General features: G+C 38.8%; 13 protein-coding genes. 8 read left to right on the forward strand and 5 right to left on the reverse strand.

Annotated features, from left to right (window positions below):
• The first annotated feature begins 208 nt into the window (after window positions 1-208).
• Window positions 209-1,405: a peptide antibiotic transporter SbmA gene (gene sbmA, locus I8T81_RS03575; protein ID WP_100193196.1), complete on the forward strand. Its 1,197-nt coding sequence runs from the start codon at window positions 209-211 to the stop codon at window positions 1,403-1,405.
• A gap of 41 nt (window positions 1,406-1,446) precedes the next feature.
• On the opposite strand, the gene I8T81_RS03580 is transcribed toward sbmA, so the two are convergent.
• Window positions 1,447-2,196, reverse strand: coding sequence for a DUF4850 domain-containing protein (locus tag I8T81_RS03580; protein WP_198072130.1), 750 nt, complete (start codon window positions 2,194-2,196; stop codon window positions 1,447-1,449).
• 126 nt (window positions 2,197-2,322) lie between these two features.
• Here I8T81_RS03580 and I8T81_RS03585 point away from each other — a divergent pair, with 126 nt between their 5' ends.
• Together I8T81_RS03585 and I8T81_RS03590 are read left to right on the forward strand one after the other, a co-directional pair.
• The gene (locus I8T81_RS03585; RefSeq protein ID WP_198072131.1) at window positions 2,323-3,390 is read left to right on the forward strand and encodes a DUF1176 domain-containing protein; all 1,068 of its coding nucleotides are present in this window, start codon (window positions 2,323-2,325) and stop codon (window positions 3,388-3,390) included.
• 83 nt (window positions 3,391-3,473) lie between these two features.
• On the forward strand, window positions 3,474-3,992 hold the full coding sequence (locus tag I8T81_RS03590; RefSeq protein ID WP_004705802.1) for a hypothetical protein: 519 nt from the start codon (window positions 3,474-3,476) through the stop codon (window positions 3,990-3,992).
• A gap of 78 nt (window positions 3,993-4,070) precedes the next feature.
• On the opposite strand, the gene I8T81_RS03595 is transcribed toward I8T81_RS03590, so the two are convergent.
• Window positions 4,071-4,649, reverse strand: a complete 579-nt coding sequence (locus I8T81_RS03595) for a DJ-1/PfpI family protein (protein WP_198072132.1) — start codon at window positions 4,647-4,649, stop codon at window positions 4,071-4,073.
• Window positions 4,650-5,499: 850 nt separating this feature from the next.
• On the opposite strand from I8T81_RS03595, the gene I8T81_RS03600 reads away from it, so the two are divergent.
• The gene (locus I8T81_RS03600; RefSeq protein WP_198072133.1) at window positions 5,500-6,783 is read left to right on the forward strand and encodes a diguanylate cyclase domain-containing protein; all 1,284 of its coding nucleotides are present in this window, start codon (window positions 5,500-5,502) and stop codon (window positions 6,781-6,783) included.
• Window positions 6,784-6,831: 48 nt separating this feature from the next.
• Here I8T81_RS03600 and gatB read toward each other — a convergent pair whose 3' ends face one another.
• Genes gatB through gatC form a run of 3 tightly spaced genes read right to left on the reverse strand, consistent with a single transcriptional unit; the run spans window position 6,832 to window position 10,147 of the window.
• On the reverse strand, window positions 6,832-8,301 hold the full coding sequence (gene gatB / locus I8T81_RS03605; protein WP_002116348.1) for an Asp-tRNA(Asn)/Glu-tRNA(Gln) amidotransferase subunit GatB: 1,470 nt from the start codon (window positions 8,299-8,301) through the stop codon (window positions 6,832-6,834).
• Entirely contained in the window at window positions 8,301-9,779 is a 1,479-nt protein-coding gene (gene gatA / locus I8T81_RS03610; RefSeq protein ID WP_198072134.1) for an Asp-tRNA(Asn)/Glu-tRNA(Gln) amidotransferase subunit GatA, read from the reverse strand. Before gatA ends, gatB begins: the two co-directional genes overlap by 1 nt.
• Window positions 9,780-9,832: 53 nt before the next feature.
• Entirely contained in the window at window positions 9,833-10,147 is a 315-nt protein-coding gene (gene gatC, locus I8T81_RS03615; protein WP_000107699.1) for an Asp-tRNA(Asn)/Glu-tRNA(Gln) amidotransferase subunit GatC, read from the reverse strand.
• A 133-nt stretch (window positions 10,148-10,280) separates the two neighbouring features.
• Here gatC and I8T81_RS03620 point away from each other — a divergent pair, with 133 nt between their 5' ends.
• From I8T81_RS03620 to I8T81_RS03635, 4 genes are read left to right on the forward strand one after another with little or no spacing between them, the layout of a single operon-like run.
• The gene (locus tag I8T81_RS03620; protein WP_000601379.1) at window positions 10,281-11,321 is read left to right on the forward strand and encodes a rod shape-determining protein; all 1,041 of its coding nucleotides are present in this window, start codon (window positions 10,281-10,283) and stop codon (window positions 11,319-11,321) included.
• A gap of 16 nt (window positions 11,322-11,337) precedes the next feature.
• The gene (gene mreC / locus I8T81_RS03625) at window positions 11,338-12,195 is read left to right on the forward strand and encodes a rod shape-determining protein MreC (RefSeq protein ID WP_004705808.1); all 858 of its coding nucleotides are present in this window, start codon (window positions 11,338-11,340) and stop codon (window positions 12,193-12,195) included.
• The gene (gene mreD, locus I8T81_RS03630) at window positions 12,182-12,673 is read left to right on the forward strand and encodes a rod shape-determining protein MreD (protein WP_004705810.1); all 492 of its coding nucleotides are present in this window, start codon (window positions 12,182-12,184) and stop codon (window positions 12,671-12,673) included. The genes mreC and mreD overlap by 14 nt, the downstream gene beginning before the upstream one ends.
• Window positions 12,661-13,221, forward strand: coding sequence for a Maf-like protein (locus I8T81_RS03635; protein ID WP_004705811.1), 561 nt, complete (start codon window positions 12,661-12,663; stop codon window positions 13,219-13,221). The genes mreD and I8T81_RS03635 overlap by 13 nt, the downstream gene beginning before the upstream one ends.
• Window positions 13,222-13,276: the final 55 nt, after the last annotated feature.

A 13,276-nucleotide genomic window follows, 5' to 3' on the forward strand; every position in this document is an offset into this window, starting at 1 on the left:
CGTATATGGCTCTTAAGGGAGTCATATACGAAGCAATTTAAATGGATTAAATTGCAAAAAGGATGAATTTACAAAAAAACGATCAAATCCTTCAATGAAATGGGAAAAACTGACAATTCTCTAAACTTTGCCCTTCACAATTTTAAGGTTTAGGTTTTAGTATTCTCTTCATTGCAAATTTGAAGAAATATAGGGATAACAACACTCAATGTTCAAATCATTTTTTCCTTCTCCACGGTATTTTTTTATATCTGTAGTTATTTGGCTCGCGCTAAATATGGTGCTCTGGTATACAGGGGGAGAACACTGGGGGCAGTATGTAGGCTTTCCTCATGGTTATGCAGATGCTGAGTTGCCTGTTGGTGTAAGTCGCTTCTGGTCACCTGCTTTCTTATGGTTTTATCTCTGGTTCTTTATCTCAACAGCATTGTTTGCTGGTTTTTGGAAAATCGTTTCTAATAATCCTTGGCAGCGTTGGTCTATCTGGGGATCAGCATTTATTCTATTTAATATCTGGTTTGCTGTTCAGTCTAGTGTTGCGATTAATGCATGGTATGTACCATTTTGGGACTTAATTCAAAAAATGCTTTCTAGTGGAGGGGGGGATCTCTCTGCACTATATAGTGAAACTCTAGTTTTTCTTTATATTGCAATGGTTGCTGTAACCTTAGCTGTTATTAATGCTTTTTTTACAAGTCACTATGTATTTCGTTGGCGTACGGCAATGAATGAGTACTACACGGAACATTGGGAAAAGCTTCGCCATATTGAAGGTGCTTCGCAGCGTGTACAAGAAGATACGATGCGTTTCGCGACTATTTTGGAAGATTTAGGGGTAGAGTTGGTAAAAGCTCTTATTACATTGATTGCTTTCTTACCTATTTTATTTCAACTTTCTAAACACGTTACTGTTTTACCAATTGTTGGTGAGTTAGATCACTCTTTGGTATGGGCTGCAATAGTATGGTCAATTTTTGGTACCATTTTATTAATGGTAGTTGGTATTAAATTACCAGGATTGCAATTTAATAATCAAAAAGTAGAAGCAGCTTACCGTAAAGAATTGGTTTATGGTGAAGATCATGCTGATCGTGCAAAACCTGCTACCTTACGTGAGTTATTTAGTAATGTACGTAAAAATTATTTTAGACTTTACTTTCATTATGCCTATTTCAATATGACGGCGATTTGGTATGGACAACTTGATATTTTGTATAACTTGGTTGTTCTTTTCCCATCTATAGCCGCTGGTAAACTCACATTAGGTTTAATTCAACAAATTGCAAATGTGTTTGGTCGCGTAAGAGATTCATTCCAATATTTAATTAGTTCATGGAAAACCATTATTGAGTTACTTTCGATTTACAAGCGTTTAAAAGCTTTTGAATCAATATTGCATAAATAAATGAAAACCCGCGAAAGCGGGTTTTTTATAGGTACAAATATTTAATGAGTTGCATTATAAAAATTAAGAATAGGACCAACTAATGATTGCTGAGATTTATCTAAGGTGACTTGAATCTCTTTGTAGTTGAACGTGTCCTCATCATAATATTTGGCAATACCATGCGTTTTATTGTTCACTTGTGGAATTTGATAACTAAAAAAAGCCACTTTTTTTGAGGGGTGAACGATGTTAATGAGTTTTTTAGGGTCTTTGAATCCGCCAAAATCATCTTCAACACTTTCTTTTAACAGTTCAGGAAAATAAAGCGTTGCATTTGGTAATCCACACCCAACGCAAAAAGAAGAGTCATAAAGCTCTATCGCTTGTTTTTGATCTGGACTCATTGCTAAAGCAAAACCAGTTCCATTCGCACCTGCATTTGCTTCTACATCTTGCCAGTTACGTGGAACTAGCACCAATCCTGTTTCAGGTAATGCAAGAAGTTTGAGTTGTTTGGCATGTTGAGCATCGAGTTTAAAATTAAAATTACAGCTTTTAGGTGTGCATTTTTCAAAATCTTTAAGTAAACCATCCTCCATTGGGTTTTGTGCAGTAACGCCATAAAAAGGGACTGTAACGCCGTTTAAAAAATTTGCTTCGCCAAGAGCGTAGAACTGATTATCTGCTTTGCGGGTTGCAGCAGAGCTATAAAAATTTGGAAAATGAGGAGTAAAGCTTTTTACTTCTGCATAAGCAGTTGAAGTGAGACTTACCAATACTGTGCATAATAAAAAATTTAATTTTTTCATTTTTAGAAAGTAATCAATTTAAAATCTTATATAAATCTAACATATTCTTTTAAACTATAAGGTAATTCAAAATTGAAAACTGTTTTTAATTTCATAATAAAAACAGATTTATAGAGATATGGAAAAATGAAAAATATATTTTCAATTTGCTGTTTAGCAGCAATAAGTTCTTATAGTTTTGCTCAAGACATTAAAGGCATTTCATTTTCTCATCAAGAGTGGGAAATCTATTGTAGTAATACGGGTACCTGTAAGGCTGCTGGTTATCAAAATGAAGACAATGGGGATAATCCAGCTTCAATTTTAATAACGCGTAAAGCAGGGCCAAAACAACCTGTGCAAGTTGAGTTTGCTTTGTCTGACTATGAACAAAGCATGCCTGCAAATCAGCTTAAAAATATCCATTTTTATATCAATGGCAAAGATTTAGGGCTTGTGGTTGTAGATGGCACTGAGCTGCCAATTATGGGTAAACTAAGTAGCTTACAAACCAATGCTCTACTACAGCAATCTAAGCAAAAAACTGAAATTGCATTTAAAAATGCGCAACATGAATGGAAAATTTCCGATGAAGGAATGACCGCTGTGTTATTAAAAATGGATGATTTTCAGAAGCGTATAGGGACCGTTGGTGCTTTAGTCAAAAAGGGCAGTGCCAATGAAAATCAAGTGCTGATGCCTGAGACAAAACTAGTTGTAAAACGTATTAAGACGGCAACCAAACCTTACTTAACTTTACAGCCAAAAAGTAAACAGTACCAAGCAATATACCGTAGTCTGATGGCAGCTAAACCGAATCCGAAAGAAGACGGCTTTTGTGAAGGCGTTTATGGCGGTAATAGTGATGGAGCTGAACCACAAGAAATTGACCTATATAAATTAACCAATCAAAAAGTTCTAGCGACTACATTGTGTTGGAGAGGGGCTTATAACGAAGGGTATGGGGCATGGGTGCTCGATGAGTCTTTAAATGGTAAAGCAACTTTTGTGACCGAGTCTGCTTCAGATTTTGATAGTGGTTTGATTAGTAGTGCTCAAAAGGGAAGAGGCATTGGAGATTGCTGGGCAAGTGAAGAATGGGTGTGGGATGGCAAGAGCTTTGTGCATACTAAGGATATGTGGACAGGGATGTGTAAAGGCTTGGCAGCAGGTGGGGTGTGGGAGCTTGATCGAATAGAGTCTGTGGTGAAATAACTACTTTGCGGTTACAGAGTCATAACAGGTAACTTTGGTGACTCTGTGATAAAAAGAACAGATTGTTTATTGGAGCTAGACCTATGTCACGTCATCTTTACGCTATTGCTCGCCATAAGTTTTCACATCTGAGTCGTTCAATATGTGTGGCGGCGGCTGTACTAGGCACAACACAAATTGCAATGGCGGGTCCAACGGTCGATCAGCTCAGTGATTGTCTGGTTAAAGCAACAACAGCTTCAGATAAAACCACGGTGCTTCAGTGGACATTTACGGCTTTAGCAGCTCATCCCGATTTAAAAGCATTTAGTAATGTAACACCTGAGCAAAAAGACCAGTTAGACCAAAAACTGGCTCAGGTTTTACAACGCGTGATTGTAGAGCAATGTTCTACCCAAACTAAAGCTGTGATTAAGGCAGAAGGTGTTAAGGCAGTTGGAGAAGCTTTCCAACAGTTAGGTCAGAGTGCTGGTGAAGATATTGTTAAAGACCCAGCCGTTAAACAACAGTTGCAGGGTACATTACGCTATATCGACCTAAACAAATTGGTGACAACGTTTTTAACACCAGAAATTTGGAATAAGCTGGGAATTACAAGATAAAAATCTAGTTTTCTATTTTAGTTATAAAGCCTGCTATCTAAGAGCAGGCTTTATTGTATTTGGGATAAAGAGATCTCTTTAGATCGTAATCGTAGCGCCTAAAACTTTCACAAATTGAGCTAACCAAGCTGGATGTGCAGGCCAAGCTGGTGCTGTCACCAAATGTCCATCTGTAACGGCTTCAGTCACAGCAATATCTGCATATTGACCACCTGCGAGTTTTACTTCGACAGCACATGCTGGATAAGCAGAACAGAGGCGGCCTTTTAAAATGTCAGCCGCTGCGAGTAACTGAGCGCCATGACATACGGCTGCAATTGGTTTCTTCACTCTATCGAACTCACGTACAATTTCGACAACACGTTCATTCATACGTAAATATTCTGGTGCACGACCACCCGGAATGACTAGGCCTACATAGTCTTCGGTATTAACAGCATCGAAATCATAATTAATCGCGAAGTTGTGGCCACGTTTTTCACTATAAGTTTGCTCACCTTCAAAATCATGAATAGCTGTCGCAATATGGTCACCGTTCTTTTTATTCGGGCAAACAGCATGTACGGCATAACCTAAACCTGTTAAGAACTGAAATGGAACCATAGTTTCATAATCTTCAGCATAGTCACCGACTAACATTAAAATCTTTTTAGACATGATTTATCTCTCTTTTTAAAATATAAGTGATTTCAATTTTTAATTTAAATTAGCACAGTCACTGAGTAATTTTTTAGGAAAAAAGTGCATTCTTTAGTCGAAGAGTGCTTTAGAAGGATATAAAAAAGCCCCGATTGATAGGAAAATTATTATTTGATTCATAAAATGAAACAATTAATTTATTGGGTTGATAGCGTGAGGATAGTTGGGGGCTTTCCAATAGTTAGGTCAAAGTGCGGGTGAAGATATTGTTAAAGATCGAACAGTTAAATAACAGTTGCAGGGCACATTGCGCTATATCGATTTAAACAAATTGGTGACAACGTTTTCAATGCCAAAGTTTTGGAATAAGTTGGGTGTGTTAAGAGGGGAGTGATTGGTTTCATATTGCTGTAATTGATTTTAGAAACCCGCTTTGAAGTGGTTTTTTTATTGATTGAATTTAGACATTTAGTTTTTAATTAATTTGAGTGAAATTTTATCCGTTATATCTCACAAGCCTTACTCTGATATTCATAACTCTTAAACTTGTAAGCTTGGCCATTCTAGCGTAAAACTTCAAAACAAAATCCAAGACCATCATTTTCAATGTGTAGTGAGTCATCTGTTTTTTTGGGTTTTAAAAACTCTAGTTTATCTTATTTTTTTAATAGTTTTCCACTGACCATTTTCCTCAGATATTTGAGTTCTGTTTCTGCGGAAGTAATAACGTGAGTTTAGCAAGAGAGAATACTTCTTTGACTATTATATTATTTAAACTGTGAAGTTTTAAGATGTACTGTTTCAAATGAGTAATTTGATTTAATCTGTTATAGTTAATAAATAATTTAATTAAAAGTAGGGAGATGTTGTGAATTTATTAGAAACTCAAAAAATGTTTGGAAAAATTTATTTCTCAACACAGAATTATGGAAAATCACCTGAGACTATTTTTTTGCATCTTGTAAAAAATGTTGGTAGTTCAACTAGAACCACATTTAGAAATTATGATATCGAAGGTTCAAAAAAGACTATTGCGAAAATATTGGCTTGGTATTTTGCTTTATGTAATCGTTATAATTTTGAGGTTGATAATATAATCTGGAGTAAATATCCGAGTATATGCCCTCGTTGCTTGGATGAAAAATGTCAATGTGATCAGGAGAATTTAAATGATGTTGATGAAGATAAGTTAAGAGCAATTGTTTTTGAAAATAGATTCTCAATGCCAAAAAGTATTAATGAATGGCAGTTAATGTTTGCAAGAATTTATCCACCCAAACTGGATCGAGATAATCTTGCAGGGCTACAAGTAAAGGATATTATTGCTAGTATTTATGCTAGAATTTTTGAAGAGTTAGCAGAAGTAGCCGAATGTATAGCATTGGATTCTTATTGTGATCCCCTTAAAAAAGAATATTTAGCTAATGAACTGGCTGATGTATTTGCATGGATTAATTCTTTATGTAATACATTAAATTATTATTACAATACAGATGAATTTAATTTACAAAGTATTGTTTCTGAGAATTACCCTGATGTGTGTAATAAGTGTAGTGAGCCTAGATGTGTTTGTGCAAAAGGCGATTTCGCTTTAGAGTTATCTCAAAAGGGTATCGTTGGTATTTCTCACTATGACAAACTTACTAAATTAGCTAATAATTCAGCATTACAAATAATATTAAATAAACATTTAGCAAATGAAGAAAAGTTTTATGTGTTCTTTATTGATATAGATAATTTTGGTATTTTTAATAAATCGTATGGACAAGATGTTGGTGATTCAGTATTAAGCTTAGTCGCTCATGAGTTGTCTAATAGTTTTAATAAACATCAGATTAAAGGCGGCGTCTTTAGAAAAGGTGGGGAAGAGTTTGTTGTTGTAAGTAATACTAATAATGAAGAATTTGCCTATTATCTTGCTGAAGATTTGCGTAGAGCAGTCGAATCTATTGATATTAAAGGTATTGAAGAAAAAGTTACTATCTCTATTGGTATAGCTTATTGTGAAAATGGTCATGGTGATGAAGCTATTAAAACTGCTGATACTCACATGCGCGATGCAAAAAGTTCTGGAAAAAATACTATTCGCCCAGAAATAGATGATCTTCCACGAATCTTAGAAAAATATGCTTTAAAGAAAATTTATGCTTAATAAGAAAACCCGCTCTAAAGCGGGTTTTCTTTTCTAGAACTGATCAAATTAACCAATCAATTTCTTCATTAATTCATTGACTTGAGCAGGGTTAGCTTTACCCTTAGAAGCTTTCATGACTTGACCTACAAGACCGTTAAAGGCTTTCTCTTTACCAGACTTGTACTCTTCAACCATTTTTTCATTGGCTGCAAGTACTTCTTTAATGATTGCTTCAATTGCACCAGTGTCAGTTTCTTGCTTTAAACCTTTTTCAGCAATGATGTCATCGGCAGATTTACCTTCCGATTCCCACATAAAGCCAAAGACTTGTTTAGCAATCTTACCGCTAATGGTGTTGTCAATAATGCGTGCAATCATGCCGCCAAGTTGTTCAGCAGAAACAGGAGAGTCTGCTAAGTCTAGGCCTGCTTTGTTTAAAGCACCTGAGAATTCGCCCATTACCCAGTTTGCAGATACTTTACCTTGCTTCGCACCGCCAGCAGCAGCCACAACAGCTTCATAGAAGTCTGCCATTTCGCGTGAGAGCGTAAGTACATGTGCATCGTACTCAGTTACACCAAAGTCTGCGATAAAGCGTGCACGGCGTGCAGCAGGAAGCTCTGGAAGCGCAGCACGAGCAGCTTCGATTTGCTCATCTGCAATAATCACGGGTAACAAATCTGGATCTGGGAAGTAGCGGTAATCGTTCGCTTCTTCTTTAGAACGCATTGAACGCGTTTCCATTTTGTTTGGATCGAACAAACGAGTTTCTTGGTCGATACTTCCGCCGTATTCCAAAATTTCCATTTGGCGTTCAATTTCAACATTGATCGCTTGCTCAATGAAACGGAATGAGTTGAGGTTTTTAAGCTCACAGCGCGTACCAAAAGGTTGGCCCGGACGGCGTAAAGACACGTTACAGTCCGCACGGAATGAACCTTCTGCCATGTTGCCGTCAGAAATACCTAACCAACGTACTAATGTGTGAATTGCTTTGATATAAGCAACCGCTTCCTCAACCGAACGCATGTCGGGTTCAGAAACGATTTCAAGCAAAGGTGTACCAGCACGGTTTAAGTCAATGCCAGACATACCTTCAAATTGATCATGAACAGATTTACCAGCATCTTCTTCAAGGTGGGCACGAGTTACGCCAATACGTTTAGTCGTACCATCTTCAAGTTGAATGTCGATGTGACCCAAGCCCACAATCGGATTGTCCATCTGGCTAATTTGATAGCCTTTTGGTGAGTCAGGGTAGAAGTAGTTCTTACGTGCAAACACAGATGCTTGGTCGATGTAAGCATCGATACCCAAACCAAAGCGAATTGCAAGATCAACTACTTTTTCATTTAAAACAGGCAATACACCCGGCATAGCCAAGTCTACAAGGCTCGCTTGAGTATTTGGGTCTTGACCAAATTCAGTCGATGAACCTGAGAAAATTTTAGAATTGGTTGCAAGCTGAGTGTGAATCTCGATACCAATAACGACTTCCCAACCGTCAATCAGTTTCAACTTTTGAGCTTCAGCCATTATGCATTCTCCTCAGCAATTGCCGCACGTTGAGTATGGAAATCGGTGTTTTGTTGGTATTGATGAACAATCGACAACAATTGTGATTCTGACCAGTAGTTACCAATTAATTGTAAGCCTACAGGTAAGCTGTCTTTATCAAAACCAACAGGGGCATTAATCGCTGGTAAGCCTGCTAAGTTCACTGCAAGTGTATAGATATCGCCTAAATACATTTCAGTTGGACTTAAGTTCGCACCAATTTTATAAGCAGTTGTTGGAGCAGCAGGGGCCGCAATCACATCTACATTTTCAAATGCTTTTAAGAAGTCTTGTTGAATTAAACGACGTACTTTTTGTGCTTTTACATAGTAAGCATCGTAATAACCCGCAGAAAGCGCGTATGTACCAATCAAAATACGACGTTGTACTTCTGGACCAAAGCCTTCTGAACGAGAGCGTTTGTAAAGATCCATCAGGTCTGCTGGGTTTTCACAGCGGTAGCCGTAACGAACGCCATCGTAACGAGATAAGTTAGATGATGCTTCTGCTGGCGCAATCAGGTAATACGTTGGTACATAAGCTTCAGTCATGTTGAGATCGATCTCAACAAGCGTAGCACCCATTTCTTCAAGCTTTTTCAAAGACTCTTCTACACGTGCTTTTACGTCTGCATCTAAGCCTGCAACGTTAAAGTACTGTTTAGGAATACCAATGCGTAAACCTTTTACAGATGTGTCATTTAAATTTGCAACGTAGTCATCAACTTCCTTTTTAACCGAAGTTGAGTCTTTTGCATCGTGACCTGCCATTACGTTCATCAAGTAAGCACAGTCTTCAGCAGAGCGTGCCATTGGACCCGCTTGGTCTAAAGATGATGCATAAGCAATGATCCCGAAACGAGATACACGACCATAGGTCGGTTTTAAGCCTGTTAAACCACAGAAAGAGGCAGGTTGACGAATTGAGCCACCTGTATCAGTACCTGTAGCAAAAGGTGCTAAATCAGCTGCTACAGCCGCAGCAGAGCCACCTGATGAGCCACCAGGAACGTGGTCAAGCGCCCATGGGTTACTTGTTGCACCAACATATGAGCTTTCAGAGGTTGAACCCATCGCAAACTCATCCATGTTCACTTTACCTAAAGTGACAAGACCAGCTGCTTTAGTTTTTTCAACAACAGTTGCATCGTAAGGAGAGATGAAGTTGTCTAATATTTTTGAACCAGCAGTGGTTTTAATGCCTTTGGTACAAAAGATATCTTTATGAGCAAGTGGAATACCCGTTAAAGCAGTTGCATTACCCGCTTTTAAAGCTGCATCGGCTGCATCGGCTTCAGCAAGCGCTTGCTCAGGCGTAACTGTCACATAGCTTTTTACCAGTGGGTCAATTTTAGCAATACGTTTTAAATAGTGTTCAGTCAATTCGCGAGATGAAAACTTCGCTTGGCTTAAGCCTTCAGCAAGTTCACGAATTGATAAGCGATGTAAATCAGTCATGAGTAAAATTTCTTTACATTCAAAATTGGGAAGATGGATTAATTGACTAAAAGTTATTCAATCACGCGAGGAACAAGATACAAACCATCTTGAGTTGCAGGTGCAACAGCTTGGTATTCATCTCGATGATTACTTTCAGTTACCACATCAGCACGTAAAGGTTGAGGATTGTCAAAAGGACTCTTCAAAGGTTCTACGCCTTCCGTATCAATGCCTTTTAAGGTTTCCATCATGCCTAAAATTTTATTTAGACTTTGAGCATATTCAGCAGATTGCGTATCATTGAGCGACAATCGAGCAAGATTGGCGATTGCTGAAACTGTTTGTGCATTTAAATCTGCTGAATGCTGTGCATCCGATGTAGACATAACATCACCTAATCAGTATTAAAAATTTTCAAAATATCGTGCGTTATAATAAGCGATTGACTTGTTCAAATCATCACATTTAGTTTAAAGTTGCCACCTTGCATCCACATGAAAGTTTAACTGAGAACGAACCGTGATTCTAAAACGACTAATTGGCTTGTTTTCGCCGGATCTAGCCATTGATTTAGGTACCGCAAATACACTTATTTATGCACCAGGCCGCGGCATTATATTAAATGAACCAACAGTTGTGGCAATTCGTCACAGTGGTTCACAAAAAATTGTTGCTGCTGTAGGGCTGGATGCGAAACAAATGTTAGGCCGTACGCCTGCAAATATTTCTGCAATTCGTCCAATGAAAGATGGTGTAATTGCAGACTTTGAAGTGACTGAAACCATGCTGAATCAGTTCATTGGTAAAGTTCACGAAAAACGTTTGTTCCCACCTGCACCTCGTGTAGTTGTATGTGTACCATGTAAATCAACTTTGGTCGAGCGTCGTGCGATTCGTGAAGCCGTATTTAATGCGGGTGCCCGTGATGTGCGCTTAATTGAAGAGCCGATGGCGGCTGCAATTGGTGCGGGTATGCCAGTTGAACAAGCATGTGGTTCTATGGTTGTGGATGTTGGTGGTGGTACAACTGAAATTGCAATTATTTCATTGCAAGGTTGTGTCTATGCTGATTCTTTACGTATTGGTGGCGATGTATTTGATGAGCAAATCATTAATTATGTTCGTAAAGCTCACGGTTGCGTAATTGGTGAAACCACAGCTGAAATCATTAAGAAAGAAGTAGGTATGGCTGTTTCTGATGGTACGACATTAGAAATTGAAGTACGTGGTCGTAACCTTGCAGAAGGTGTGCCTCGTGCAATTACCGTAACTTCTGACGAAATTACTCAAGCGATTTCTGACCCATTACAAAGCATTGTAAGCGCGGTGAAATCAGCTCTTGAACAAACTCCTCCTGAACTTTCTTCAGATATCGCTGAGCGCGGTATTGTGTTGACAGGTGGTGGTGCGTTACTTCGTAACCTCGACAAGTTATTAGCTCAAGAAACTGGTTTACCAGTTGTTGTGGCTGAAGATCCTCTTACTTGTGTAACCCGTGGTGGTGGTAAAGTATTAGAATTCTTCGACAACCCGAACCATGACATGCTTTTCGTCGGTTAAGTTTAAGGATTAGGCGGTGCAACCGAATATTTTTTCAAGACAGCCGCCATCTTTCCGCTCGTTCATTATTGCGGTCATTACATGCTTGGTTGTGCTTTTCTTTGATTGGCGTATGCCTTATGTAATTCAGCCAGCAAGGGATGTCTTGTACGCTGCATATAACCCAATTTATGCGCTTGCAAGTTATCCGGTACTGTCGAGAGAATGGCTGAATCAACAAACTAAATCTGAAACACAACTGCGCCGTGAAAACACTGCAATGCAGGCCGAGCTGTTACAAGCTCAGGTTCGTTTGCAGAAGCTGTCAGAACTGTCTGCTGAAAATACCCGATTACGCGGCTTACTTGATACACCATTAATTATTGATGGTCGTATGGAAATTGCTGAAGTAATTGGAACAGATGCCGATCCGCTGCGTCATATCATCATTATTAACCGTGGTTCAATGGATCACCTCAAGGTTGGTCAAACGGTTCTAGATGATAAAGGGATTATGGGGCAAATCATTAATGTGTATCCTCATAGTTCACGTGTGATGTTACTTTCTGATAAAGAGCATTCACTATCTGTTCGTCTAGAGCGTACAGGTATGCGGGCGATTGTTTCTGGTACTGGCGATTTAGGTCGCTTGAAAATGGAATATGTTCCAACCAGTGCAAATATTCAGGTTGGCGATAAAGTATTGAGTTCTGGCTTAGGTGAGCATTTTCCAGCAGGTTACGCAGTGGGTACAGTAGCTAAAATTCGCCGTCATAATTCAGGTGAATTTGCGGAAATTGATATTACTCCAGCTGCTCAGCTCGCAACAGGGCATCATGTTATTGTACTTTTCTCAGACTCATTAGCGAAGGAGCAGCCATATGCCGATCGCTAAATTGAAACGTGAGAAGCGTAATGATCCATTATGGGTAATTATACTCTCTGTAATCGTGGGTTCAGTACTCATGGTTTACCCATTATCCTACGATATTTCTGGCTGGCGACCATTGTTCATGCTTATGATCATGTTGTTTTGGGTCGTTTGCCAACCAACATGGTGTGGAGTATGGTTTGCATTCGGTATGGGGCTTTTTACAGACTTACTACTTGATGCTCCATTAGGACTAAATGCACTGAGCTTTGTTATTGTTACCTTTGTTACCCGGTTTTTAATACGCGAGCGTCGTATTTTGACTTTCGGTAATTTATGGACAATTGCCACTTTGGTTATTATTGCTCATTTAGCCTTTATGTGGGTGACCCAAACCATGGGAGGTACTCACTTCTCAATTGCTCGCCATTGGCAACCATTAATGACCAGTGTTTTAACTTGGCCAGTAGTTTATTATTGTTTAGCAAAATGGCGCATTTAGTTTTAGCTTCCAGTTCTCCGCGTCGGAGAGAGCTGTTGCAGCAGTTGGGTTTAGATTTTGAAATTTATAGCCCTGATATTGATGAATCTGTTCATGACGGCGAGCTGGTTTATCAATATGTTGAGCGTTTAGCTAGAGAAAAAGCCCAAGCCGTATTAAATATTTTTCCAGATGCCGTGGTTATTGCGGCCGATACAAGTCTTGGGCTTGATGGTCAGATTATTGGTAAACCTGACTCAAAACAGCATGCCTTTGAAATTTGGAAACAATTATCTGGCCGTTGGCATGATGTGTTTTCCGGAATTTGTATTGCGACACAGCAACAAATCTTGAGTCAGGTGGTGCAAACACAAGTTGAATTTGCGGCCTTAACTACACAAGATATGGAAGACTATTGGGCCACAGGAGAACCTGTAGGGAAGGCCGGTGCGTATGCAATTCAAGGAATTGCTTCGCAATATATTCCCAAAATTCAAGGAAGTTATAGTAATGTGGTAGGACTTCCTTTGTACGAATTTTCACAGTTATTCAAAAGAGTGAAGACATAAGGGGTTGTTGATAATTCTTGATTGAATTGCATTGTCGATGAATAGTGGACAAAGC

It is taken from the genome of Acinetobacter seifertii (assembly GCF_016064815.1).
Classification (GTDB): Bacteria; Pseudomonadota; Gammaproteobacteria; order Pseudomonadales; family Moraxellaceae; genus Acinetobacter; species Acinetobacter seifertii.

Excerpts from the sequence above, each read along its gene's own strand:
- gatC (WP_000107699.1), bottom strand. The coding sequence starts at position 10,147 with ATGTCTACATCGGATGCACAGCATTCAGCAGATTTAAATGCACAAACA.
- mreD (WP_004705810.1), top strand. The coding sequence starts at position 12,182 with ATGCCGATCGCTAAATTGAAACGTGAGAAGCGTAATGATCCATTATGG.
- I8T81_RS03590 (WP_004705802.1), top strand. The coding sequence starts at position 3,474 with ATGTCACGTCATCTTTACGCTATTGCTCGCCATAAGTTTTCACATCTG.
- sbmA (WP_100193196.1), top strand. The coding sequence starts at position 209 with ATGTTCAAATCATTTTTTCCTTCTCCACGGTATTTTTTTATATCTGTA.
- I8T81_RS03585 (WP_198072131.1), top strand. The coding sequence starts at position 2,323 with ATGAAAAATATATTTTCAATTTGCTGTTTAGCAGCAATAAGTTCTTAT.
- I8T81_RS03580 (WP_198072130.1), bottom strand. The coding sequence starts at position 2,196 with ATGAAAAAATTAAATTTTTTATTATGCACAGTATTGGTAAGTCTCACT.
- gatB (WP_002116348.1), bottom strand. The coding sequence starts at position 8,301 with ATGGCTGAAGCTCAAAAGTTGAAACTGATTGACGGTTGGGAAGTCGTT.
- I8T81_RS03595 (WP_198072132.1), bottom strand. The coding sequence starts at position 4,649 with ATGTCTAAAAAGATTTTAATGTTAGTCGGTGACTATGCTGAAGATTAT.
- gatA (WP_198072134.1), bottom strand. The coding sequence starts at position 9,779 with ATGACTGATTTACATCGCTTATCAATTCGTGAACTTGCTGAAGGCTTA.
- I8T81_RS03635 (WP_004705811.1), top strand. The coding sequence starts at position 12,661 with ATGGCGCATTTAGTTTTAGCTTCCAGTTCTCCGCGTCGGAGAGAGCTG.